Source organism: Pseudoalteromonas sp. NZS100_1 (assembly GCF_015864285.1).
Taxonomy (GTDB): domain Bacteria; phylum Pseudomonadota; class Gammaproteobacteria; order Enterobacterales; family Alteromonadaceae; genus Pseudoalteromonas; species Pseudoalteromonas arctica.
In genome coordinates, this window is sequence record NZ_JADYXN010000013.1 from 1 (window position 1) to 23,360 (window position 23,360).

At 38.8% G+C, this 23,360-nt stretch carries 20 protein-coding genes; 15 read left to right on the forward strand and 5 right to left on the reverse strand.

Annotated features, from left to right (window positions below; all coding sequences use genetic code 11):
• Positions 1 to 705: 705 nt before the first annotated feature.
• Complete coding sequence (yejK, locus tag I6F66_RS10455) at positions 706 to 1,722, reverse strand: nucleoid-associated protein YejK (RefSeq protein ID WP_197209247.1); 1,017 nt, start codon at positions 1,720 to 1,722, stop codon at positions 706 to 708.
• 62 nt (positions 1,723 to 1,784) lie between these two features.
• Between yejK and I6F66_RS10460 the strand changes: the two genes are divergently transcribed.
• The 7 genes from I6F66_RS10460 to I6F66_RS10490 all read left to right on the forward strand — a co-directional run bounded on the left by I6F66_RS10460 (position 1,785) and on the right by I6F66_RS10490 (position 8,172).
• The gene (locus I6F66_RS10460; protein ID WP_007375276.1) at positions 1,785 to 1,997 is read left to right on the forward strand and encodes a DUF1414 domain-containing protein; all 213 of its coding nucleotides are present in this window, start codon (positions 1,785 to 1,787) and stop codon (positions 1,995 to 1,997) included.
• A gap of 5 nt (positions 1,998 to 2,002) precedes the next feature.
• Positions 2,003 to 3,499, forward strand: coding sequence for a DUF3413 domain-containing protein (locus tag I6F66_RS10465; protein WP_197209248.1), 1,497 nt, complete (start codon positions 2,003 to 2,005; stop codon positions 3,497 to 3,499).
• 86 nt (positions 3,500 to 3,585) lie between these two features.
• On the forward strand, positions 3,586 to 4,065 hold the full coding sequence (locus tag I6F66_RS10470; RefSeq protein WP_165735388.1) for a DUF4124 domain-containing protein: 480 nt from the start codon (positions 3,586 to 3,588) through the stop codon (positions 4,063 to 4,065).
• A gap of 103 nt (positions 4,066 to 4,168) precedes the next feature.
• Positions 4,169 to 5,887: a bifunctional isocitrate dehydrogenase kinase/phosphatase gene (gene aceK, locus I6F66_RS10475; protein WP_165739723.1), complete on the forward strand. Its 1,719-nt coding sequence runs from the start codon at positions 4,169 to 4,171 to the stop codon at positions 5,885 to 5,887.
• 16 nt (positions 5,888 to 5,903) lie between these two features.
• A complete protein-coding gene (locus I6F66_RS10480; RefSeq protein WP_002961484.1) occupies positions 5,904 to 6,842 on the forward strand; it encodes a LysR family transcriptional regulator in 939 nt (312 codons plus the stop codon).
• A gap of 178 nt (positions 6,843 to 7,020) precedes the next feature.
• Positions 7,021 to 7,464: a PA2169 family four-helix-bundle protein gene (locus I6F66_RS10485; protein WP_007585695.1), complete on the forward strand. Its 444-nt coding sequence runs from the start codon at positions 7,021 to 7,023 to the stop codon at positions 7,462 to 7,464.
• 312 nt (positions 7,465 to 7,776) lie between these two features.
• Positions 7,777 to 8,172 carry a biopolymer transporter ExbD gene (locus tag I6F66_RS10490; RefSeq protein WP_024594385.1) on the forward strand — a complete coding sequence of 132 codons (396 nt, stop codon included), beginning with the start codon at positions 7,777 to 7,779 and terminating at the stop codon, positions 8,170 to 8,172.
• 246 nt (positions 8,173 to 8,418) lie between these two features.
• Here I6F66_RS10490 and I6F66_RS10495 read toward each other — a convergent pair whose 3' ends face one another.
• From I6F66_RS10495 to I6F66_RS10505, 3 genes are read right to left on the reverse strand one after another with little or no spacing between them, the layout of a single operon-like run.
• Positions 8,419 to 11,454, reverse strand: a complete 3,036-nt coding sequence (locus I6F66_RS10495; protein ID WP_197209249.1) for a TonB-dependent siderophore receptor — start codon at positions 11,452 to 11,454, stop codon at positions 8,419 to 8,421.
• A gap of 9 nt (positions 11,455 to 11,463) precedes the next feature.
• A complete protein-coding gene (locus I6F66_RS10500; RefSeq protein WP_165739728.1) occupies positions 11,464 to 12,543 on the reverse strand; it encodes a FecR family protein in 1,080 nt (359 codons plus the stop codon).
• Positions 12,540 to 13,106, reverse strand: a complete 567-nt coding sequence (locus I6F66_RS10505; protein ID WP_024594383.1) for an RNA polymerase sigma factor — start codon at positions 13,104 to 13,106, stop codon at positions 12,540 to 12,542. Before I6F66_RS10505 ends, I6F66_RS10500 begins: the two co-directional genes overlap by 4 nt.
• Positions 13,107 to 13,226: 120 nt before the next feature.
• Between I6F66_RS10505 and I6F66_RS10510 the strand changes: the two genes are divergently transcribed.
• Positions 13,227 to 13,742 (forward strand): DUF2937 family protein, encoded by a 516-nt coding sequence (locus I6F66_RS10510; protein WP_024594382.1) that lies wholly within the window; start codon positions 13,227 to 13,229, stop codon positions 13,740 to 13,742.
• Here I6F66_RS10510 and I6F66_RS10515 read toward each other — a convergent pair.
• Positions 13,722 to 14,609: a LysR family transcriptional regulator gene (locus I6F66_RS10515; protein WP_007585683.1), complete on the reverse strand. Its 888-nt coding sequence runs from the start codon at positions 14,607 to 14,609 to the stop codon at positions 13,722 to 13,724. The genes I6F66_RS10510 and I6F66_RS10515 overlap by 21 nt on opposite strands.
• Before the next feature lie 122 nt (positions 14,610 to 14,731).
• Between I6F66_RS10515 and I6F66_RS10520 the strand changes: the two genes are divergently transcribed.
• From I6F66_RS10520 to I6F66_RS10550, 7 genes are all read left to right on the forward strand, one after another.
• Positions 14,732 to 15,382 (forward strand): peroxiredoxin-like family protein, encoded by a 651-nt coding sequence (locus tag I6F66_RS10520; RefSeq protein WP_197209250.1) that lies wholly within the window; start codon positions 14,732 to 14,734, stop codon positions 15,380 to 15,382.
• On the forward strand, positions 15,382 to 16,149 hold the full coding sequence (locus tag I6F66_RS10525) for a haloacid dehalogenase type II (protein WP_197209251.1): 768 nt from the start codon (positions 15,382 to 15,384) through the stop codon (positions 16,147 to 16,149). The genes I6F66_RS10520 and I6F66_RS10525 overlap by 1 nt, the downstream gene beginning before the upstream one ends.
• Before the next feature lie 221 nt (positions 16,150 to 16,370).
• Positions 16,371 to 16,979 carry a PilZ domain-containing protein gene (locus tag I6F66_RS10530; protein ID WP_165739739.1) on the forward strand — a complete coding sequence of 203 codons (609 nt, stop codon included), beginning with the start codon at positions 16,371 to 16,373 and terminating at the stop codon, positions 16,977 to 16,979.
• Positions 16,980 to 17,036: 57 nt separating this feature from the next.
• Complete coding sequence (locus I6F66_RS10535) at positions 17,037 to 18,092, forward strand: agmatine/peptidylarginine deiminase (protein WP_197209252.1); 1,056 nt, start codon at positions 17,037 to 17,039, stop codon at positions 18,090 to 18,092.
• On the forward strand, positions 18,089 to 18,982 hold the full coding sequence (locus I6F66_RS10540) for a carbon-nitrogen hydrolase (RefSeq protein ID WP_024594378.1): 894 nt from the start codon (positions 18,089 to 18,091) through the stop codon (positions 18,980 to 18,982). Before I6F66_RS10535 ends, I6F66_RS10540 begins: the two co-directional genes overlap by 4 nt.
• A 59-nt stretch (positions 18,983 to 19,041) precedes the next feature.
• Positions 19,042 to 22,515 carry a transcription-repair coupling factor gene (mfd, locus tag I6F66_RS10545; protein WP_197175607.1) on the forward strand — a complete coding sequence of 1,158 codons (3,474 nt, stop codon included), beginning with the start codon at positions 19,042 to 19,044 and terminating at the stop codon, positions 22,513 to 22,515.
• The gene (locus I6F66_RS10550; RefSeq protein ID WP_197119467.1) at positions 22,515 to 23,351 is read left to right on the forward strand and encodes a peptidoglycan binding protein CsiV; all 837 of its coding nucleotides are present in this window, start codon (positions 22,515 to 22,517) and stop codon (positions 23,349 to 23,351) included. Before mfd ends, I6F66_RS10550 begins: the two co-directional genes overlap by 1 nt.
• The last annotated feature ends 9 nt before the right edge of the window (positions 23,352 to 23,360 follow it).

Consider the following 23,360-nt stretch of genomic DNA (forward strand, 5'->3'; position numbering starts at 1 on the left):
TTAAATCCAGAGAAAAAAGAAGCAATGCGGGCGGCATAAAATTTAATTTGATGCGACAACTAACTTGAAAAACTCCGTTCTTGCGTAAGCAAACTTCACGCCTACAGCCGAAATTAAATATCAAGTACAAATTAACCTGTAGAAGCACAACTTATTGTCGTGACGAGTAACGTCCGTAATAAGCGACTTATTCACAAAGAGGTTAAGAGACGCTGCGCTTTTAGAGGTAACAATAAAGCTAAATTGAAAAAGCTCCGCGAATAAACCATCGCTTGTGTTTTCTCATTTACTCCTCTTTCACTTCTCTTTGTGAAATAGATCTTTAAGTGTTTTGTTAGCAAAGAAATTAAGTAAACAGAAGCGATGCTTCTTGCGTAAGCAAACTTCACGCCTACAGCCGAAATTAAATATCAAGTACAAATTAACCTGTAGAAGCACAACTTATTGTCGTGACGAGTAACGTCCGTAATAAGCGACTTATTCACAAAGAGGTTAAGAGACGCTGCGCTTTTAGAGGTAGTAATAGGGCTAAGTCTTGCTAATAAAGCATGGCTTGTGTTTTCTCACTTACTCTTCTTTCACTTCTATTTTTGCAATAGATATTTTAGTAGCTTTGTTCCGATGCAACAAATTTAGATACCGGTATAAAAAAGCGCGATATAAATATCGCGCTCTTAAATCAGCTTTTAACCTAACTTGTTAAATTTACTCGCTTTCACTTTCCATAAAACGTTGTAGCTGATCTTTTAAGTTTGGCGGAATGCCTTTAATCACTAGTGTATCGGTTGCTTCGTTGTACGTTACGCGCTCGCCTAAGTGTTTACGTTCAAAACTTACACTTACACCACCACCAAGACCTGAAAACTTAACCATACTGGTTACTGTTTTTTTATCAACGGGGAAAGTTTCTTCCAAGTCATAGCTTTGCTCTTTGCAAAAACTATCAAACGGGCTGTCATCGCCTTTTGTAAGCGTTGCAGATAGATCGCTCACACTTGCATCTTCGCCTGTGGTTACGCAATCATTACAGTAATCAAATACTTGTTTACGTAAATCGTCTTTTTCTGATTTATCAAACTGTTGCTCTGATAAATAATCCTCTACTGCGCTAAGCATTACTTGGCTTTGCTGCTTTGAATCAATTCCCTCTTCACAGCCTAAAAAGTCTAAGAAAAAATCAGCAACTTTGCGACCCGCACGTCCTTTGATAAACGAAATATAACGATTATCTTCAGCTTGCGTATCCCACGCTGTTAAATCGATACGAGCAGCGAGTTGCATGCGAGATATATCTAAATGGCGAGAAGCCGCTAAATCAAGCTCAGAGGTCATAGAGTAATGCTCTTTAATGTTAATCATCGCAATTAACATGTAATCGGTAGCAACATACTGATAATGACAAAATACTAAATAGCCTGTTTCACTAAATGCATACTTATCAAGCTCTTCTTTTAAAACCGTTGAGGCTTGCTCGGTCATATGCCAAAAGCCTAGCTCATCGTTACGGTAGCTTTGCATTGCAGATGCTACAATGCTGTTTTTATCACCACTGAAAGCACAGTAACCTTTACCTGGCTTACCATTGTATGCATGATGTAATTGTTCGATAAAAACGGCTACTTTATCGTTAATTACCATCTCATCATTTCGAAGGTGAATTTGCGTATCGTCGTCTTTTTTGTCTACATAATGAACGACTAATTTTTTAACGTCTGTTGTCATCTTTGTTTTTCACGCCTCTAGTGTTAAAATACGAGAATATAACTATTTTATTGAACCAACTGATGCCAATCTTATCAAAATACTCTAATGAAGAAGTAGAACAAATCGTCGATCAGCTTATTGATGTGCTAACTAAACACAATGCGCCGGTAGATTTAAGCCTTATGTGTTTAGGAAATTCTATCACGCATATCTTAAAAGAGCATGTACCAACAGGGAAAAGACAAGCCGTAACTGAGAACTTTGCAAAAGCTCTATCACAGTCGGTTAAATAAACTCTATGAATTTATCGCAGCACAATCAGTTTTCATCAAAAGCGAGTCAGCTATTAAGCTGGGGCCATTGGTTTACTTTTGCCAATATTGGCTTGGCGCTATTTATTAGCTTAAGCTACTTATTTGCCGACTCGCCACCAACAAGCTTTATGGGCATTACTTATATGCTAGTAACGTGGTTAAGCCACACTAGTTTTATTGCCTTTTTAGCGTTTGTGCTGACGGTATTTCCGCTTAGTTTAATATTCCCCTACCCACGACATATACGAGGCATGGCGGCTGTTATAGCCACACTAGGCGCTTCACTGCTTACCCTTGATGCTTATGTTTACGTTAATTTGGGTTATCATCTAAGTATATCTGCCTTACCTGAGATTATTTCTCTACTGTGGCATCGTTTAACCAGTTCACCTGCTTTAACAACCATTTTAGCCAGTGGGATTGTATTACTTATTTTAGGCTTTCAGCTACTTGTGAGTAATTACACATGGCAACACCTTGAGCGCTTAAAACAATATAAATTTGCACGTTACGCAATTTCATTTTTAATAGTGTGTTTTTCACTTAGTCACAGTATTCATATTTGGGCTGACGCAAATTTAAACTTTGACGTAACGAAGCAAGATAATGTACTACCACTGTCATACCCTACTACCGCTAAAAGTTTATTGGCTAAAAATGACCTGCTTGATATAGAAAGCTATAAGCAAGCACATAACGTAAAAATTAATAACCAAAATATTAGTTATCAAATGCCAAGCCCGCTTGAAAAGTGTGAAGACTACGCACAAGCCAATGTAGATATTTTTGTATTTGAAACCCAGCAACAACTCGCTAAATTTGTTGCCGATAATAAAAACTTACACAAAACAGAGCAGTTTTTACAGCCAACTAATCACGACGATATGCTATTTAGCTTAGTGTATGGTTTGCCAGCTTTTTATAAAGCAGCAATTTTAAGAGATCAAACTCTTCCCGCATGGCAAAGTCAGCGCCGCAGCATTGAAGTAACCGGCGTGGAAGAACTTAGTTTTATAAATGATCAAGCACATAGTGCTAGCGCAATTAGAGTTATTAAAAGTAGCGATAACGCCGTTGTACGAGATGATAAAACACAGGTTTTTGCTTTTAGTCTTGCCAATAACAAGCAAGAAGTAGTAACAACATCAACTTTATATAGCTCCGACAAACATATTTCTAAAGTAGATGGACTTATTCAACCTAGCGATTTAATTGCAACAAGTGTTGGCCAATATTTAAATTGTAAAGCCATTGCTAAGCAAACAATGCTGGGCGTTAATTTATACAAGAAAAAAGATGATATGGGCGTTAACTACTCTCAGGGTGTTGTTATAGCCTATAAAAAAGATAGGATTACCTTAATAGATTCAGATGGTAACTTTAAAAACATCTCTGCCGCTGAAGGTTTTTCTATTGAACAAGGTTTAGATATACCATTTTTAGTACAGAGTATTAAAAAGCTTAAAACCTTTACTCAATAACAGTTATCCTAACCTAGCTTGCTATACCACCAAGCTAGGTTATAGTTTTATATTGTTGTTAGATATAAAAACCAAGGATGACATGTATGTTTAAAACTTCTCGTTATATTCTCCATTCTAGCTTTTTACTTATCAGTTTTTTTAGCTTTAGCGATACCACTTACTACAAATGTGTAACAGAAAAAGGCACTGTCTTTTCTCAACTGCCGTGTGACGACGAAGCAACGACTTATAAAGTTAACACGACGGGTAATCAGTATTCTGGTCCTAAGGTTGACTACACTAAACAACTAAACGAACTTGAGCGTGAAAGGCTTCTATCTGGCTTACAGGCAGAGCTTCGCAGTAATAACCATAAACTAACAATACTTGATCGTAATAAAGAGCGTGCTGAATACAAACAACAAGAGCGGTTAAATCATATCTTAGCCATTGATGATAAAAAGCGTATTACCAAAGATATTACTAAAAAATTAAAAATAATTAATAAAGAGTACAAAAAAGATGTATTGGTTATTACTAAACAAATTAAAATTCTCGAAAAAAAGATAGCTCAATACCAATAAATCACTCTTAATTAGCAAGTAATATTTATCTTGGTTTTAAACTTAAAATAACATACCCTTAACACAATAGAGTATAAGCTCTAGGGACTATTAAGGAGTGCAAATGCAGCCTCGCCATATTGCTGAATTAATTTTAACGGGTTTTAAAAGGCACTATCAGCTATTTCAAAAAACAACGGCCAAAGCCCCTCTCGCCTTTGCAAAAAAAGATTGGCAAGCAATTAATGATATCAGCCGTTTGCGTATCAGCTATTATGATGATCGTGTTAACGAAACCACACAAGCGCTAAAAAAAGAAACCCCAACAGAGCAATTAGATGAAAGCCTATGGCTCGAAGTTAAAAAGATATATCAGCACTTTTTATGTTTCCACCCTCAAGCAGAACTCGCCGAAACCTTTTATAATTCTGTATTTTGCCGGCTGTACCATAGGCGCTATTTTCATAATGACTTTATATTTGTAGAAGCAACTTTGAAAGATGCTCCTTCAGTACCTGTTGAGGCCGAATATAGGACATACTTTCCAGTAGTTGATGGCCTAAAGCCAACAATAAAACGCATTATTAATCATTTTGATTTTAAAGCCCCATTTGTAAATTTAGAGCGTGATATTCGCCTTCTTGTTAAAGCTTTTTATAAACAAGCACCCGATACACATCACCAACCTTGGCAAATGCGCTTTGATATTTTGCACACACCTTTTTATCGTAATAAAGCAGCTTATATTGTTGGTCGTGTTGTTTCAAAAAGTGGGGTTCAGCCTTTTATAATCGCCGTATTGCACGATGAAGATAACGGATTATATTTAGATGCACTTTTAACTAAATCGTCTCAAATGCGTGTCATTTTTGGCTTTGCCCGCGCCTACTTTATGGTAGAGACTCATGCACCTTCAGCACTTGTCCGGTTTTTGAATCAGCTTATGCCAAACAAAACACTTGCTGAGCTCTATAACGCAGTGGGTTTTCATAAGCAGGGTAAAACTGAGTTTTATCGAGAGTTTTTAAATCACTTATCTCACTCTAATGATGAGTTTACAATTGCACCGGGTACTCCCGGTATGGTGATGATGGTATTTACCCTTCCCTCATTTGGTTATGTTTTTAAAGTAATAAAAGACAAATTTGGTGAAAGTAAGCCCTTCGGCCGTGATACCGTATTAAAGCGTTATCAACTAGTAAAAAACCATGATCGCGTTGGCAGAATGGCCGATACCATAGAGTATTCTAACGTCGTATTTCCTTTGGCACGTTTTGATAGTAATTTACTTGCGCAATTACATAAAACAATTGGCTCATCAATGGTAATTGAAGGCGAATGGTTGATCATCAAGCATTTATATATTGAACGGCGCATGACACCACTCAATTTATTTTTAGAAAATGCTGATGAAGAAAGTGCCGCAGACGCGATTGAAGAATACGGGCAAGCTCTAAAAGAAATGATTGCCGTTAATATATTTCCTGGCGATATGCTCTTAAAAAACTTTGGTGTAAGTAAGCACAAACGTATTATTTTTTACGATTACGATGAAGTTCAATATCTAACAGATATGAACTTTAGAGCATTACCAAAAGCAAAGAGCTACGACGATTATTTAATGGATGAACAAAGTTACTCTGTTGCACCACAAGATGTATTCCCAGAGCAGTTATGTACATTTGTAATGCCTAATCCTATGTATAAAAAGTTTTTCCTCAGCACTCATCCAGAGCTTATAGATGTTAGCTTTTGGAAGCAGGCTCAACAAAATATAAAAAATGGGCAGGTAAGTCATATTTACCCTTACCCGACAGCACAGCGATTTATCCATCACTGGTAGACGCAAAGGACACACAATGAATATAAGTAAAATAGATTTAAATTTACTCGTTTATCTCGATACATTGCTTCGAGAATGCAATGTAACACGCGCTGCTAATCAATTGAGTATTACGCAGCCCGCAATGAGTAATGGCCTTAAACGTCTTCGTAACTTATTTAACGACCCTATTTTAGTTCGTACCAGCGATGGTATGGTCCCGACAGAGCGCGCTTTAGAGTTACAACCCGTTATTCGTGGCATATTAATGACGCTTGAAGAAACCCTAGCACCTAATAGAGAATTTGAGGCAAGCCAGAGTAAACGTGTATTTAGAATAATGGCCAGTGATTACGCTGCAAGTACGTTAGCGCCAAAGCTCTTAAGTAAACTACACGAAGAAGCCCCCGATACTACTTTAGATATACTCACACCAAGTGATGTAACCTTTCATGACGTAGAAAACGGTAAAGTAGATATGGCAATCAACCGTTTTGAAAACTTACCTCAGTCTTTTCATCATAAACGTATTTGGAAAGACAGTTTTTGCTGCTTAGTTAAGGCCGACAACCCTATTATTGAAAACTTTAGCCTCGACAGCTACTTAAAAGCGCGCCATATATGGGTGAGTAAAACAGGTTTTGGTGTAGGCGTGGGCATGGACCCTAAAGATGTGCAAAAACTTGGTTGGGTTGACGAAGCACTTGCCCACTTTGGTAAACATCGTAACATTGCCACTTTTACGCGTAACTACCATGTAGCGATTCATTTAGCTAAAGAGAAAAATTTGATTGCGACCCTTCCTTCAAAAGCCGCAAATATATACTTAGATGATCCGGGGCTTAAAATTTTAGAGCCACCGTTTCCAATTCCTCCTTTTGAGCTTGATATGATTTGGAGCCCACTGTTACATCGCGATGCGAGCCACATCTGGTTACGCCAAAAAGTAGCTGAAGTAGCTGAAGAGCTAAAATAACTTTATTACACAATATAATGTAAAAATTGCTAGGTTAATACCTACTCCATTAACCTAGCAACTCCAAAAATAAAAAACAAACCGTTAATAAACATAAGCTTAAAACAAGTCATGAACTTGGAACACACCTTGCTTTAATTAAATTGAACTATACATTCATTTAATTAAAGAGGTCATTATGAACACCCATCAAGGATCAGAAGTAAATCATATTACTGACATCATTCAAGTTATGAACAGCGGCATCGATTTTTATCAAAAAGCACAGGAAAAAGTTGAAGACCCTGCTATTGGCGCACTTTTTCAGCGCATGATAGATGCCCGAAAAGTGAGTGTTGAGCGCTTGCAGCCATATGCAATTAATGAAAAAGGCGAACGCGAAGATGGTTCATCTTTCGCAGTTGAAGCACGACGTGCATACACAGCCTTACTTACTACATTCACCTCACATAACGACAGCACGTATGTAAAAGAGCTTGAAGAAGTAGAAGATAAAACGCTTGTAGAAATTAAAGCCGCTATGGATAAACCACAACCGGCTGATTGCGAAGCTGCACTGGCTAAAACATTATTAACAATGCAAAGCTGCCATGCAGAAATGAGCCGTATGCAAAAGCAGTAAGCTTACATAACGCATAAATACAACCCAGCCTAGCGCTGGGTTTTTTATTGCCTCTAATACCAATCTGAATAAATCTTTAAGCAATTTAACGAATTAAATCACACTATAACGATGCCATATAGACCCCATATAAGCAGATTGCTACAAACACCACCTTATTTCGCCACATTTTAAATACATAATGAATACAAATATTTAATGTTATTAGAATATTTATTTAACCACGCTTTATTTTTGCTGTGCTAATTTTGTTAATAGGTACCTAAAACCTTGCTGTGGCGCCGCAGCATTTAATTAAAAATAAGGTCCAATATGAAAAGTAAACTAACTAAACTGCAAAATAATGCTGATGTAGATATGACCCCGATGTTAGACATAGTGTTCATATTACTAATTTTCTTTATTGTAACCACATCTTTTGTAAAACCTGTAGCTATTGAATTAAACCGACCACTCGACAGCCCTCAAATAGATAAGCCTGTTAAAAATGCTTTATTTAGAATTGATGAAAGCAACGGAGTATATTTTTCAGGGAGGTTAATTGATTTAGAGCAAGTTGCGACTAATTTAGCGATGTTCGCGGCTAAATATGAAATAAGTTCGGTACTTATAACCGCAGACGAAAACAGTACACATAATACTTTAATGAGTGTAATGAATAATATTAAGCAATACGATGATTATTCAATAAGTTTGATTTCTAAATAAAATCAGCCCAGGCTAAAACCAAAAAAAAGGGCCATACGGCCCTTTGAGTTAAATAACTAAAGGGAGGTTACTTAACCTAAATTCTGGCTAATAAATTTATCTCTAGCAGCTATTGTCAGCGTTAACTGCGTTGAATTTAATTGCAATAGGCCAGCTATTGACGCATAAATTCGCCTTGTTTTCACTGAAAATCTCTGGCTAGAGAAATCAAAGTTTAAATATCTTAACCAGAGTTCAGGTTAGTAATTAAAAACGGTATTCTGCGCCTACGTAGTAGTAAGCACCGTTAAATCCAAATGGAGCCGAACGACGTGAGTAGTCAAACACACCTGAGCTGCTTATTACTGTGTTGCCACTAGCATCCACAATAGTACCTGAGCGAGAGTTACCTATTTCGTTTTTATCTGGGTAAACGTCAAACAAGTTATTTGCACCAATGTTTACCGACAAATCTTCAGTAACGAAGTAGTTAACTTTAACGTCAGTTAAAATTTCTGCCCCATACGTTTGACGACCACCATCTTCTACTGTGTACTCACCAAAACGATTAAGTGAAAGGTTAACTTTCCAATCGTCACGTTGATAAAGCGCACTTAAGTTAATACGATCCTCTGGTTGCCACTCTTCAATAATAGAGATGTCTTCAGCTGAAAATATATCGTCTACATTTACTGTCTCAAGGCTTGAGCCAGCAGGCGAAAATAACGATACAACATCTGTTTTAGTAAAGTTAGCTGCAAGTGTAAAATCAAGCGTGCCGCCTAAACCTTCAGTGTTCCACGTTGCTACAAAATCAACACCACGAGTTTCTGTATCAGCACCATTTAAGAAGAACTGACCTACGCCAGCACCCGCACTATTTAGTGCAGCATCAAGGCTTGTAGATAAACCTTTACCTAAGCGGTCACTAATTACAATACGGTCGTCAATATCAATTGAGTAGTAATCAACGGTTACATTAATATTATCTGTAACGTTATATACAATACCTAAACTACGGTTTTGTGATTTTTCTTCTTTAAGCTTTGGAATACCTAAGCTTTGCGCAAGTGTTGAATCATTTCTAAATGTACCAACCTCTTCTGCAACTAAATTACCATTAGTACCAACAACAAATTGCGTACTTACGTTATTAAAGTAAAGCTGCTGCATTGAAGGCGCTCTAAAACCTGAGCTTAATGCACCACGTAGTGAAATATCGTCGGTTACAGACCAGTTACCAGCAAGCTTAAAGTTTACTGTATCACCAAAGCCTTTGTAGTTATCGTAGCGAAGTGCACCCGATAAAATCACATCTTCAATTACATAAGCTTCTGCATCTATGTAAAATGAAATTACATCACGCGATTCATCAACTGATGACGCAGGAGACGAGCCACCAAAACCTTGCGAACCACCCGATGCGTCTTCAGAGCCAACACCGCCACTTAAACCGTTGTAAATACTTACACCGTTAGTTGTATCGTAATCGCGGTATGCGTACTCATTACCTTCTAAAATGCGGTATTCGTCAGTACGGATTTCAGCACCCATTGCTAAAGAATAATCATCAAAGTTTTGCGTAAAATCAATATTGATTGTTTGCAGTGATAATTCCATGCCGTAAGCGTACGCTTCACGTGGGATAGTTGTACGAATATCAGCAGCACTTAAACCTTGGTTATAACGTAAAAAGTTAGCGTATGAGGCATTGATAGTGTCACTTGTCGTGTAATCAATGCTGTTTTCACCGTAGGTGTATGATAAATCAAGGCTTGCATCGTTATCAAACTCAGTTTTATAACCAAAGTTGTACGAGATATCGTCGATAGTTGTATTAATTTTTGGTAAGAAGCCTAGCGGTATAGTCGCATCGTTATCTTGCAGTACAGGGTTACCACCAGCATTTGCGTTATGACGGAAAAATGCAGCCGACTCGTTTTCGCGTGTTGAGTAAGTAATAAAGCCGTAAAGCTCGCCATCACCTAACTCGTAACCGGTATTAATTGTTAAACCAAACTGCTGCGAATCAGCATCACCAATTCTAAAAGTATCACGATCGGCTGTCAGCTCACGCGGATCGCCAGCAAGTAAAGTACCGTCACTTAGTTCTGTACAACCATAAAACTGACAAGAGCCATGTAAACCTGCACGGTTAGTCGGTGCACGGTCACGGTAATTGATAGTTGTATTTAAATAACCGTCATCACCTAGCGCAAAGCCTTTATTAAAATCAAGGTTAATGGTTTCGCCATCGCCTTCAGAATATTGACCGTAGTTAATAGCCGCTTTACCACCTTCGCTACCATCTTTAAGCACAATATTAATAACACCTGCAATTGCATCAGAACCATACTGAGCAGCAGCGCCATCACGTAATACTTCAATGCGTTTAATTGCAGAGGCTGGAATTGCATTCATGTCAGTACCTGCGGTACCACGCCCAACAGAACCATTAATATGAATAATACTTGCTTGGTGACGACGTTTGCCGTTAATTAAAACCAATGTTTGATCGGGGCCCAAACCGCGAAGTGTCGCAGGTCTTAAAGCATCAGTACCGTCACTAATTGCAGAGCTTGAAAAGTTAAATGAAGGGGCGATAGACTGTAGCATACGACCAACTTCTGTTTGGCCTGTATTTTCAAGCGCTTCTGCACTTAAGATATCTACTGGAACGGGTAAATCTTCAACTGAACGTCCTGCTACACGGCTACCGACAATAGCAATTTTTTCAATTTTTTCTTGAGCGACTTCTTCTGCTGCGTTTACACCTTGCGAATTTACTGCAAGTAAAGCTGGTAATACTGCTGCACTGACCGCTGAAAGCTTCATCATGTTGTTATCATTCCTGTTGATTTGTTTGAGTTTTATACTCAGTAAACCATTTTGATCAACAACCGCATCGAGCTCAGTCCCACCTAGTAATGCCTCTAGGGCATCTAGCTGAGTGTAAAATCCATAAACTGAATTTGCATCATACTGCTTTGCCAACTCATAAGAAAACACCACGGTTTGCTCTGTTTGTTTAGCATATTCAATTAAGGCTTTGTCTGCTCGCTGCGCTTTTATATCAAATTGCACCATTTGCCCAGTGGTTTGAGTTGCGGCTTGTACACTCAAGCTAAAAATAGCCGGTACAAGCACACTCAATCCACTCAATAAATGCGTTTGGTTACTGCGCAACTTATATAAACAGCTGACAAACAAAAATCCTCTATGGTTTTGTTTCTTTTTTTTAATGTTTTTTTTACGTTTAATCTTTATAGGTGCAACTTTAGCTAGCATTAGTCTGATTTTCATAACGTCTACTTATGATTCTGTATGGTGTTTTAGCGTTACTACATGCTCACCTAAACGCTCATGATCAATAGAAAAATTAGTCTGTAAACTCTCTAGTAAACCTTCAACGTCACCTGCTTTAAATACCCCAGCTACTTTAATACTGGCGAGCTCGTCTGATGAAAGCTCAAAACGTGTGGCGGTATAGCGACTTACTTCATTTAACGCATCACTTAGCTCTTCTCCATTAAAAATAAGCATGCCATTTTGCCATGCCAAATCGCGTTGTACGTCGTTCATTGAAAGCTGGGTAATTGGTTTTGTAACGCTTTGCTCTATAATTACTTTTTCGCCTGAGATAACAATATTGGCATTAATTTGACGAATTTTTTGCGTGCTGTTATCTGCAAGCTGATAATCTTTAAAGTCATTTGCGTCAACCGCTACACTAGGGTCGGTGATCATCACTTTGCCTTCGGTAACAACAAGCTCTAAATCTGACGAAGTATTGCGCTGTACATTAAAAACAGTACCCAGAGCGGTAAAACTTTTATCTCCCGCCATAACACTAAACGGGCGCGTAGCATCTTTTGCTACATTAAAACGCCCTTCTCCACGGCTTAGCAGCAATTGCCTACGACCTTTACTATAAGCAACTTCTAGTAAGCTATTAGTATTAAGCTGCACTATAGTGCCGTCTGGCAATACATAGGTTGCTTGCTCACCTACTTTTGTTTTGTAAATTTTAGTGTAATTAACTTTTGCAAGCTCTTGGTTATAGCCATTTTCTAAATTAATTAATAAGTAGCTGCATACCATTAACGCTGCAAATAAACTCGCTGCAATTGAGTAAGAAAACATCCACTTATTTTTTGATGATTTAGTATTGCCACGCTGAGGGAATAAATGACTTAATTCATTTAATACCGAAAGTTCATCCCACAACTGGGCAAGCTCATAAATAGAGTCCTGATGAGCGGTGCTTTGCATCATCCATAATTTAAATTGCTCTTTTTCATCATCAGTTAAACCACGATCAATCGCGCTTATCCAATCACATGACTTTTCTAAAATTAAATCTTTTGAATTAAATTGATGAACATTACTCATTCTGCGACCCTCTTAACTGATATAGGGTGTGCTTGAGCTTTAGGATGCGTTTGAGAGCCTTGCTCATGTTCACGCATGTACAACATGGTTTGTAACAACCCTTTGGCAATGTGTTTTTCAACAGTGCTTTGGCTTAACTGCATTTGGTCTGCGATCTCTTTTTGGCTCATGCCGTAAACTTTTTTTAATATAAAGCATTTACGGATCGATGAGCTTAGTTGCTCAGTAGCTCTACAAAAAAGTAAAAAGCGCTCTTTAGATGTGTATTCATCTTCAAGCTTCATTGATTTAAGTAATACGGGTAATTCGTTATCGTTTTCTAACGAATCATTAAATTTGTTGTCCCACTTAGCTATATGGTTAAGTGCTAGGTGTTTTGCTGTTTTAAGCATGTAACTGCGGGTAAACTGGATGTCTTGTTTTAAATCAGCTTCATAGCTTTTTACAAAGGTTTCTTGCACAATATCTTCTACATCGTCGGGTTGAACAATGCGCGATACAAAACGTTTGAGCTGTTTAGATATATCAACAAATGTTGACGTGAATTTTACTTTTTTCGTCATCCTTAACATCCACCTGTTGTTATTTTTGTTGTTATTTTTATTACCAATAGATTACGAGTTTTTGATATAAAAACAAGCTCAAATGTTAATTCTGGGTTATTTAAATGGATAGGAAGATAAATGAGTAAATTTTTAGATTATATCCGACTTAGTTTCTTTGCATTCGGTTTACTACTTGGAGTGCAAATCCCTGCATTTATAAGCGATTTTGGCCAAGCATTATCAGCCCAATTAATTGAAGCTAATAGTGCCATTGCACCTTTTAAAAACGATGCAGCTAAGTATTTTAATAATGATTTAAATAAGCTAATTAAACACTATAAAAATATTGATGATGGGATTGTGAATAAAGGTGCAAGTAATATCAGTACACTTTACACACGACAACAAGACTTACAAATCGCTGTAAATAGGTTTGCGCAATCTCCATATATTTTTACTATGATCAGTGGCATGAGCGATGTAAAGCAACAAGTGTGGCAACGCTTTGAAGGTCAAATCATTTTAAAAAAAGACTCTATTATAGCCGCCATTGTTGCAGCTATTATAGTTGCCTTACTTGCCGAGCTTACTGGTTATTTGTTTTTAACTGGAGTAAAACGCTCATTTAAACGCTTATTCGCAGCTCAAAAATAGTGATTTCATAAAGTCATAAAATACATCGGTTTTGCGGGTAGTTAAGCTATTTTGCGGACGCAAAAACCAAACTGGTGCATCATCTTGTGCCATTACACCGGGCATAACTTCAACTAAAATGCCATTTTTAATATCTTCATGAATAGCTATCATTGATTTAATTGCAATGCCATGACCTGCAATGGCTGCTTGAGTCATATTGTCGGAATTAGAAATAGTAAAGCGTGTTCTTGCATTAAAAGTATGTGTTTTACCTTGTTCATCAAAAAGCTTTAATTGGCGCTGCCACGGCAGGCAAACCCAATAGTGTTCGCTCAATTGAGCTAAGCTTTTAGGCATGCCATATTTTTTTATGTAACTAGGAGCTGCGCAAAGTATACGTTTGTTGTTTACTATTTTCCGTGACAGTAAACCGGAATCATTTAATTGTCCTACACGAATTGCCACATCTTGTGCGTCATCAACCACATTTACAAAATGATCAGTAATTAAAAAATCAAGTTTTAGTTCAGGATAGGCCTGCTCTAACTCATTGAGTCTTGGCATTACGTATTTTGAAAAAATCCAAGGGGGCATAGTCACGCGTAATAAACCACTCACAGATGAACTACGCGCACCAATACTATGCTCAGCGTCGTGCAGCGCCTCCATTATAGCGCCAACTCGCGTATAAAATATTTCACCTGCGGGAGATAACCGTACTCGTCGGCTATCTCTAAAAACAAGTACTGTTGCAAGCTCACGTTCTAATTTACTTAAGCGATGGCTTACCGTTGCAGGCGATAAACGCTGCTCACGCGCAGCAGCAAGCACCCCTTTATTTTCAACTACTGCTATAAATGTTTCTAGGTCGCTTAAATTATACATAAAGATGCCATTGTGCACTTTTTAATGTTTAACATTTTCGAATGAAGCTTTCAGTTTTGCAATGTTTATTTAAATATGTAAAACACTATAATTGCAAATAGTCTAATTATTGAGGTTCAATCATGAGTTTAAAAGCGCAAATAGATGCCTATAACGTACAAAAAGATGCCAAGTTACCGGCTGACGTTTTAGCATTAATGAACACTACAAACGAAGAGCTTATTGCACAGCATATTAAAGACAATGCGTTGCAAATTGGTCAAAAAGTAGAAAACTTCAGCCTAGCCAATCATAAAGGCGAAAAGATTGAGCTTGCGGATTTATTAAAAAAAGGCCCGGTAATTATTAGCTTTTATCGTGGTGGCTGGTGCCCATATTGTAATTTAGAGCTAAAAGCACTTAATGACTACTTACCGCAATTTAAAACTCAAAATGCTCAGTTAGTCGCAATATCACCACAACTGCCTGATGAAACTCTCTCAACTGCACAAAAAAACGACCTTGAGTTTGATGTGCTTTCAGATGTGAGCAATAAAGTAGCTGAGCAATTTGGTTTATTGTTTACACTTGATGAGCGTATTCAAGCGTTATACACACAATTTGGTATTGATTTTGAACACTACTACGGCGATAAAAGCTTTAAATTACCGCTACCTGCTACTTACGTAATAAATCAAGATGGTGTTATTACATACGCATTCTTAAGTGAAGACTACACCCTACGCGCAGAACCTATTGATGTTATGGCAGCACTTGAATCGGAGAAAAATTAATGTCTATTTTAAAATCGTTAAAAACACTGACTCTTTCACTACTTGTAGGCACAAGCCTTGTATCAGGTTATGCAGTCGCTGATGAAGCAAAAGAACAAACAAAGCCTAAAGTGCTTATTTTTGATGTAAACGAAACCCTACTTGATTTAACGTCAATGCGTACCTCTATTGGTAAAGCACTAGGCGGGCGTGAAGATTTATTACCGCTGTGGTTTTCAACTATGTTGCACTATTCACTAGTAGATACTGTAAGCGGTAGTTATCACGACTTCGGACAAATCGGCGTGGCATCACTTCTTATGGTTGCGCAAAACAATAATATTGATATTACTAGTGAACAAGCCAAAACAGCGATTGTTACACCACTTCTAACTTTACCACCACATTCTGATGTTAAAGAAGGACTGGCAAAACTTAGAGCGCAAGGCTATAAATTAGTAAGCCTTACAAATTCTTCAAACAAGGGTGTAAAGGCACAATTTGAAAGCGCTGGTTTAATGTCTTACTTTGATGCGCGTTACAGCATTGAAGATATTAAAATTTACAAACCTGATTTACGTGCTTATGAGTGGGTACTTAAAAAGTTAAACGTAGCACCAAATGAAGCAATGATGGTTGCAGCCCATGGCTGGGATGTTGCTGGCGCAAAAGAAGCAGGCTTACAAACTACGTTTATAGCTCGCCCTGGTAAAGCACTTTACCCATTAGCTAAAAAGCCAGATCACGTGGTGAAAGATTTACATGAATTAGCCGCTCTACTTAAATAAGTATGTGCTGATGAATCAATACCCAAGCGGCCAATGTTAGGATGACATTGGCCGCTTTTTTATAACTAACCCTAAATATGTCTTAGTGTATTTATTTTCATAATCTGTATGTTAAAAAATTGAATGTAAACAAAGCATTTAGCCCGCTATGCGTTATTTTATCTGCTAGCAATTTAGTACTCACAACGCTACTATTAAATAAATACGTGGTGGAGAACATAATGAATAGTGAAAGATTAGGTGAGTTTGAGCAGTACTTTCAAATTAATGAAAGTATAAGAGTAAATTTATTCGCCGTATCGAACGGACAAATTCCTAAATCGCAGCTTGAGCTTGAAGACGATATCCCCCCACTATTTAGATTAGCTAATGAAGTGAGTGAGCTTGAGCAAAGCTCGTTACGCCCACTGCGTAACTTAGGCGATATAGCACAAGAGCTAGCTACATTTTTACAAGCGCAGTCACGTAAAATAGATTTAATAATGAGCCATATTTTGGCCTCAGAACAAGCGCAAGATAATGCAATCCAATGTGATAGTTACGGCGGCGGTGGTATTCGCTTTACTTCTCCTGAAGTACACTCAATTGGCCAATCATTCAGAACTAAGCTATTTTTGCACCACGAAGCCTCTGCGGTTTATTGTTACACCGAAGTTGTGGCAGTAGAAAAACAAGATAGCGAACATTATCAATACACCCTGCTTTTCACCGCTATTAGAACCACTGACCAAGAACTAATTGTTAGAGCGAGTTTACATGCTCAAACCCGCCAACTTAAAAAACGTCAAGAATTAGAACTAGCCCAAGATGATTCAAACAACGATAATTAGCTGACATCTTTTTGTAAAATGCTAAACTAGTGTCATCTTAATTAGTATATAAAATTCATGAACTTTAGACTTTTACCAGAATGGGCCAAGCAAGACGCTGTTATGCTTACGTGGCCTCATAAAGACACCGATTGGGCTGATAATTTAGCACGTGTAGAACCTGTGTATGTTGAGCTTGCTAAATATATAACAACGCAGCAACAGCTTGTTATTGTGGCACATAACAGTGCCTTAAAAATGCATATTACAGCATTGCTAAATAGCGCTAACATCTCTCTTAATCGTGTTCATTTTGTAGTAACGCCTACTAACGATACGTGGGCGCGCGATCATGGTCCGCTTACTTGCGCCGCTATTGATTCACCAGAGCAACTAAAAGTATATGATTTTACTTTCAATGGTTGGGGCAATAAATTTGAAAGCGCATTAGACAATCAAATTAATCGTACTTTGGTAAAAGAGCTAAGTAGCACAAACAACCAATATCAAGCGCTCGATATGGTACTTGAAGGTGGCGGTATTGAAATAAACGAGCATGGTGTGTTGCTAACAACCAGCGAATGTTTGCTTAACAAAAACCGTAACTCAGATTTAAACCCTGCTGACATAGAAGTACTTTTAAAAGAGCACTTGGGCGCAACACATTTTTTATGGGTTGATCATGGCTATTTAGCCGGTGATGACACCGACAGCCACATTGATACCTTAGTGCGCTTTGCTCCAAATAATACCCTTGTATATGTGCAGTGTGACGATAAAACTGATGAGCACTTTAGCGCACTTGATGCAATGGAAAAACAACTAAGAACCTTTAAAACTGCCGATAACACCCCATATAACTTAATTGAGTTACCGTGGCCAAAAGCCGCGTATGACGATGAGCAAACACGCTTACCGGCTACCTACGCTAACTACTTAATTATTAATAATGCTGTGCTTGTGCCAACGTATAATGATGCCAATGATGAACGTGCTCTAGCACAAGTTCAAAAAGCATACCCACAACACACTATTATTGGCGTTAATTGCCAACCAATAATTGAACAATTTGGCAGCCTGCACTGTATTACAATGCAATTACCTCGTGGATTTTTAGCTGGAGCAGCACAATGACAAGCCCTGCAAAATTAACCGTTGCGTTAGTGCAACAAAGCAATACCGATAACGCTCAGCACAATATGGCAAAATCAATGAGTGCCATTCGTGAAGCCGCTCAAAAAGGTGCAAAACTGGTTGTACTTCAAGAGCTACACCGAAGCCTCTATTTTTGCCAAACCGAAAATGTTGACGTATTTGATTTAGCCGAAACCATTCCAGGCCCTAGCAGTAACGCCTTAGGTGGGCTTGCTAAAGAGCTAAGCATTGTTATTGTGGCCTCTTTATTTGAAAAACGCGCTACGGGCCTTTATCACAACACCGCGGTTGTATTAGAACAAGATGGCAGTATTGCGGGTAAATACCGCAAAATGCATATTCCTGATGACCCTGGTTTTTACGAAAAATTCTACTTTACCCCAGGTGATATCGGTTTTGAGCCTATTCAAACCTCGGTGGGTAAATTAGGCGTGCTAGTATGTTGGGATCAATGGTTTCCTGAAGCTGCCCGCTTAATGGCAATGGCAGGCGCTGAAGTGTTAATTTACCCAACCGCTATTGGTTGGGATCCTAACGACGACATTGCTGAGCAAACTCGTCAAAAAGATGCGTGGGTTATTAGTCAGCGTGCCCATGCTGTTGCCAATGGTGTACCAGTAATTAGCTGTAATCGTGTCGGCCATGAAAGTGACCCAAGTGCGCAAAGCGATGGTATTGCGTTTTGGGGGAATTCGTTCATTGCAGGCCCACAAGGTGAATTATTAGCAGAGGCTAATAATACTGATGAGCAAATTTTAGTGGTTGAAATTGATCAAAAACGCTCAGAAAACGTAAGACGTATTTGGCCGTTCCTACGTGACCGACGAATTGATCACTATAAAGACCTAACAAAAATATACCGAGACTAGGTAATCTTAACTCAAGATGGCTCTTACTTGCTAAGAGCCAACTATAAATGGAGTAATAAATGGCGTTTGAGCAATGGGCAGCCTTGCCTTGGGTAAAATCTCAAAAAGATAAAATTCAATGGGGCCAGCTAAGCGGAAGTGGTTTAAGTATTGCCATTGCTGAAGGCGTTAAACAACAAGACAACTTAGTCTTGATTGTTACGCCTGATACACCAAGCGCACTGCGCCTTGAAACAGAATTAGAATATTTATTACCCGATAACCCAGTAATGGTATTTCCTGATTGGGAAACTCTGCCATACGATCACTTTTCTCCCCATCAAGATATTATTTCAGCCCGTTTAGCCACTTTAAACACCTTAAAAAAAGAACAACAAAGTGTGTTAATTGTGCCTGTATCTACCTTAATGTTGCGCACAGCCCCGGCCTCGTTTATTTACGGTTCAACAATAAACTTTAAAGTGGGCGACAAGCTAGACACACATAACTTTCGTGACAACCTAGAGCAAGCTGGTTATTTAAATGTTCAACAAGTAATGGAGCACGGCGAATACGCTATACGCGGCTCTATCGTTGACTTATATCCAATGGGCAGCCCGCATCCATTTAGACTCGATTTTTTTGATGACGAACTCGACACAATTCGCTTATTTGATGTAGAAACGCAGCGTTCTGATGAAAAAGTAGATAAAATTGAGCTACTTCCAGCGCATGAATTTCCTACTAACGACGCTGATATTGAACGTTTTAGAATAAGCTACCGCGAAAAATTTGGTGCAAGCTCGCAGCAAGACTCTGTATACATGCAAGTAAGCAAAGGTAACTGGCCTGCCGGTATCGAATACTACATGCCGTTGTTTTTTGAAAAGCTAGCGACTATTTTTGACTACTTGCCAGATACGACAACTGTTATGCAGCTGGGTGATTTAGAGCACGCGGCAGATAACTTTTGGCACGATGTAAATGTACGCTATGAGAACCGCAGAGTTGACCCACTTCGTCCATTACTTGAACCCAATGCGCTTTATCAGCCTATTGAAGAGCTGTTTTCTAATTTAGGCAATTTTGCACGTATTCGTTTATCTCTTGCAAAGCTTGGTACTAAAGCGGGCAATAAAAACTTAAGCGTTAGCGAGCTACCAGCGATTAGAATTGATCATAAGCAGCATGAACCTTATGCCGCGTTTATAAATTATGTAGCAGAGCAAAAAAAGAAAAAAGGCCGCATATTACTCAGTGTTGAATCCGATGGTCGTCGCGAATCATTACTGAGCATTTTAAAACCAAGCGGTTTAAAATTTAAAGAATTTGAAACACTTGAGCAATTTACAAAAAGCGCGAGTGACGTAGGTTTAATAGTAAGTCCGCTCGAGCAAAGTGTAGTACTGGGCACTAAACCCAGCCTTTCTATTATTACCGAACAAGAACTGCTAGGCATTAAAGTCTCTCAGCGCAGACGCCGCAAGCACAAGTACGAAGCCAGCCAAGATGCGCTCATTCGTAACTTAGCCGAGCTTAAGGAAGGTCAGCCTGTTGTGCATCTCGATCATGGTGTTGGTCGCTATCAGGGTTTGCAAACAATTGATGCTGCAGGTGTAATTACTGAGTTTGTTACCATCACATATGCAAGTGAAGCTAAATTGTACGTGCCAGTATCGGCGCTACATATGCTAAGCCGCTACTCGGGTGGTGAAGAAGCCAGCGCCCCGCTGCATAAGCTTGGCTCAGATGCATGGGAAAAAGCTAAAAAGCGAGCGGCTGAAAAAGTCCGCGATGTTGCCGCCGAATTGCTCGACATTTATGCACAACGCCAAGCAAAACCAGGTAATAAATTTACTTTAGACGCACCAGCATATCGCCAATTTAGCGATAGCTTCCCATTTGAGGAAACTGACGATCAGCGAAGCGCCATAGAAGCAGTGTTAGGTGATATGCAATCAAAGCAAGCCATGGACCGATTAGTGTGTGGTGACGTAGGCTTTGGTAAAACAGAAGTAGCCATGCGCGCTGCTTTTGTAGCGGTTAACGATGATAAACAAGTGGCAATTTTAGTGCCTACCACTTTGCTGGCTCAACAACACTTTGAAAACTTTAAAGACCGTTTTGCTGATTTTCCTATTGAAGTTGGTGTACTTTCGCGTTTTAACTCCACTAAAGAACAAAAAGACACGCTTGAGAAAATGGCCAACGGTAAGCTCGATATTGTTATTGGTACACATAAACTTATTCAGCAAGACATTAAGTTTAACGACTTAGGTTTACTCATTGTTGATGAAGAACATCGCTTTGGTGTACGCCAAAAAGAGAAAATTAAAGCACTACGTGCCGATGTAGACATACTTACACTCACTGCAACGCCAATACCGCGTACACTTAATATGGCTATGAGTGGCATGCGTGATTTATCAATTATCGCGACCCCGCCTGCTAAACGTTTAGCGGTTAAAACCTTTGTACGCCAACGCGATGTAGAACTAATACGCGAAGCGGTACTGCGTGAAATTAAACGCGGTGGCCAAGTTTACTTTTTACATAACAATGTAGAAACTATTGAGCGTGTTGCACAAGAGATCAGTGAATGGGTGCCTGAAGCAAGCGTCACCTCAGCTCACGGTCAAATGCGCGAGCAAGAACTTGAGCAAATAATGACTGACTTCTATCATCAAAAATACAACGTGTTGGTATGTACCACGATTATCGAAACCGGTATCGATGTACCTACAGCCAACACCATTATTATGGATAGAGCAGATAAACTCGGCCTTGCACAGTTACACCAATTACGTGGGCGAGTTGGCCGAAGCCATCATCAAGCGTATGCCTATTTACTAACAGGTGACCCAAAAGCCCTTTCTAAAGATGCGAGTAAACGCTTACAAGCGATCGAATCGTTAGAAGATTTAGGTGCAGGTTTTGCCCTAGCAACACACGATTTAGAAATTCGTGGTGCGGGTGAGTTACTTGGCGACGATCAATCTGGTCAAATGCAAACTATCGGTTTTAGCTTGTACATGGAAATGCTCGAGCAAGCTGTAAATGCGCTACGTGAAGGTAAAGAACCAACACTTGAAAACCTACTTAAAAAGCAAACCGAAGTGGATTTAAAACTGGCTGCACTATTGCCTGATGATTACATACACGATGTAAATGCACGTTTAGGTATGTACAAGCGCGTTGCAAGTTGTGCTAACCTTGATGACATGGATGAACTGCAAGTTGAGTTGATAGACCGTTTTGGTTTGCTGCCAGATGCTGCTAAAAACTTGTTTAGCTTACAACAGCTTAAAATGCAGGCCAGTAACTTGGGTATAACAAAGATTGAAGCAAACCCTAAGGGCGGTTACTTTGAGTTTAGCCAAGATACCAAGGTTAACCCTAGCTTCATTATAGGTTTGATACAAAGTGCGCCTAAGGTGTACAAAATGGATGGCGCGAATAAACTGCGCTTTGCAATTAGTGAGGCTAATGCCCGCGAACGCTTAAAAATGGTCACTGCAATGATTGCAGATTTCGAAAAAAAGGTTAGCCATTAATGTTGCTAAAAAAATCGCTTGTTATTTTATGCTGCTTATTTAGTAGCACTGCATTTGCAGAGCGTTGGTTTGAGGTTGAGGTGCTGGTATTTAAACAGCGCCCTGCTCCATATTTACAAGAAGACTTTACCCTTAAGCACAAAGCTATTGAGGATAAAAATTCTCTAGATTTAATGACGCCACTTTACACAGAGCAAGCAATGCAAGCCTGTATAGATGGCGATGAGCGTTTTCAAAAACGCTCTTTTACCGATTCCTTAGTTAATTCAAACCCGCAATCGGGTGTATGCGGTGACAGTACAAACTACCTACAAAGCTATGATGAGCTACCTATTACACCTCTAGCCCCCGCTAAAGATGATATGCAGCAAACTTATTTATTAGCGCCAGAACAACTGCAATTTAAAGCGCAGTACCAACAGCTAGATCGCAAAGGGTTAACACCTATACTGCATACTGGTTGGCGCTTTGAAGGCGCAAGTAAGTCGCGTGCTCCAAGTATGCATTTAATAGCAGGTAAACACCTTAAAAGTGATTCTAACGTAACCCCTAGCTATTCAAATCCTGATTTTGTAAGTTTATTAAATTCACAACCTGAACTATTTAACGACCCAGACCAATCAAAAGCAGAATGGGAACTAGATGGCTTATTTAAAATACACTTACGACATTATTTATACATTACAGCTAATTTTGATATTAGCCAAAAGCTAGAAAATGGCGACATAGAGTCAGCCCGCTTTTCTCAGTTTAGACGTGTAATAAGTGGTGAAGTACATTACTTTGACCACCCACGAATGGGCATGATCGTCCAAATCAGAAAATTCAAACATTAATACTAAGTA

Excerpts from the sequence above, each read along its gene's own strand:
- yejK (WP_197209247.1), bottom strand. The coding sequence starts at position 1,722 with ATGACAACAGACGTTAAAAAATTAGTCGTTCATTATGTAGACAAAAAA.
- I6F66_RS10460 (WP_007375276.1), top strand. The coding sequence starts at position 1,785 with ATGCCAATCTTATCAAAATACTCTAATGAAGAAGTAGAACAAATCGTC.
- I6F66_RS10465 (WP_197209248.1), top strand. The coding sequence starts at position 2,003 with ATGAATTTATCGCAGCACAATCAGTTTTCATCAAAAGCGAGTCAGCTA.
- I6F66_RS10470 (WP_165735388.1), top strand. The coding sequence starts at position 3,586 with ATGTTTAAAACTTCTCGTTATATTCTCCATTCTAGCTTTTTACTTATC.
- aceK (WP_165739723.1), top strand. The coding sequence starts at position 4,169 with ATGCAGCCTCGCCATATTGCTGAATTAATTTTAACGGGTTTTAAAAGG.
- I6F66_RS10480 (WP_002961484.1), top strand. The coding sequence starts at position 5,904 with ATGAATATAAGTAAAATAGATTTAAATTTACTCGTTTATCTCGATACA.
- I6F66_RS10485 (WP_007585695.1), top strand. The coding sequence starts at position 7,021 with ATGAACACCCATCAAGGATCAGAAGTAAATCATATTACTGACATCATT.
- I6F66_RS10490 (WP_024594385.1), top strand. The coding sequence starts at position 7,777 with ATGAAAAGTAAACTAACTAAACTGCAAAATAATGCTGATGTAGATATG.
- I6F66_RS10495 (WP_197209249.1), bottom strand. The coding sequence starts at position 11,454 with ATGAAAATCAGACTAATGCTAGCTAAAGTTGCACCTATAAAGATTAAA.
- I6F66_RS10500 (WP_165739728.1), bottom strand. The coding sequence starts at position 12,543 with ATGAGTAATGTTCATCAATTTAATTCAAAAGATTTAATTTTAGAAAAG.
- I6F66_RS10505 (WP_024594383.1), bottom strand. The coding sequence starts at position 13,106 with ATGACGAAAAAAGTAAAATTCACGTCAACATTTGTTGATATATCTAAA.
- I6F66_RS10510 (WP_024594382.1), top strand. The coding sequence starts at position 13,227 with ATGAGTAAATTTTTAGATTATATCCGACTTAGTTTCTTTGCATTCGGT.
- I6F66_RS10515 (WP_007585683.1), bottom strand. The coding sequence starts at position 14,609 with ATGTATAATTTAAGCGACCTAGAAACATTTATAGCAGTAGTTGAAAAT.
- I6F66_RS10520 (WP_197209250.1), top strand. The coding sequence starts at position 14,732 with ATGAGTTTAAAAGCGCAAATAGATGCCTATAACGTACAAAAAGATGCC.
- I6F66_RS10525 (WP_197209251.1), top strand. The coding sequence starts at position 15,382 with ATGTCTATTTTAAAATCGTTAAAAACACTGACTCTTTCACTACTTGTA.
- I6F66_RS10530 (WP_165739739.1), top strand. The coding sequence starts at position 16,371 with ATGAATAGTGAAAGATTAGGTGAGTTTGAGCAGTACTTTCAAATTAAT.
- I6F66_RS10535 (WP_197209252.1), top strand. The coding sequence starts at position 17,037 with ATGAACTTTAGACTTTTACCAGAATGGGCCAAGCAAGACGCTGTTATG.
- I6F66_RS10540 (WP_024594378.1), top strand. The coding sequence starts at position 18,089 with ATGACAAGCCCTGCAAAATTAACCGTTGCGTTAGTGCAACAAAGCAAT.
- mfd (WP_197175607.1), top strand. The coding sequence starts at position 19,042 with ATGGCGTTTGAGCAATGGGCAGCCTTGCCTTGGGTAAAATCTCAAAAA.
- I6F66_RS10550 (WP_197119467.1), top strand. The coding sequence starts at position 22,515 with ATGTTGCTAAAAAAATCGCTTGTTATTTTATGCTGCTTATTTAGTAGC.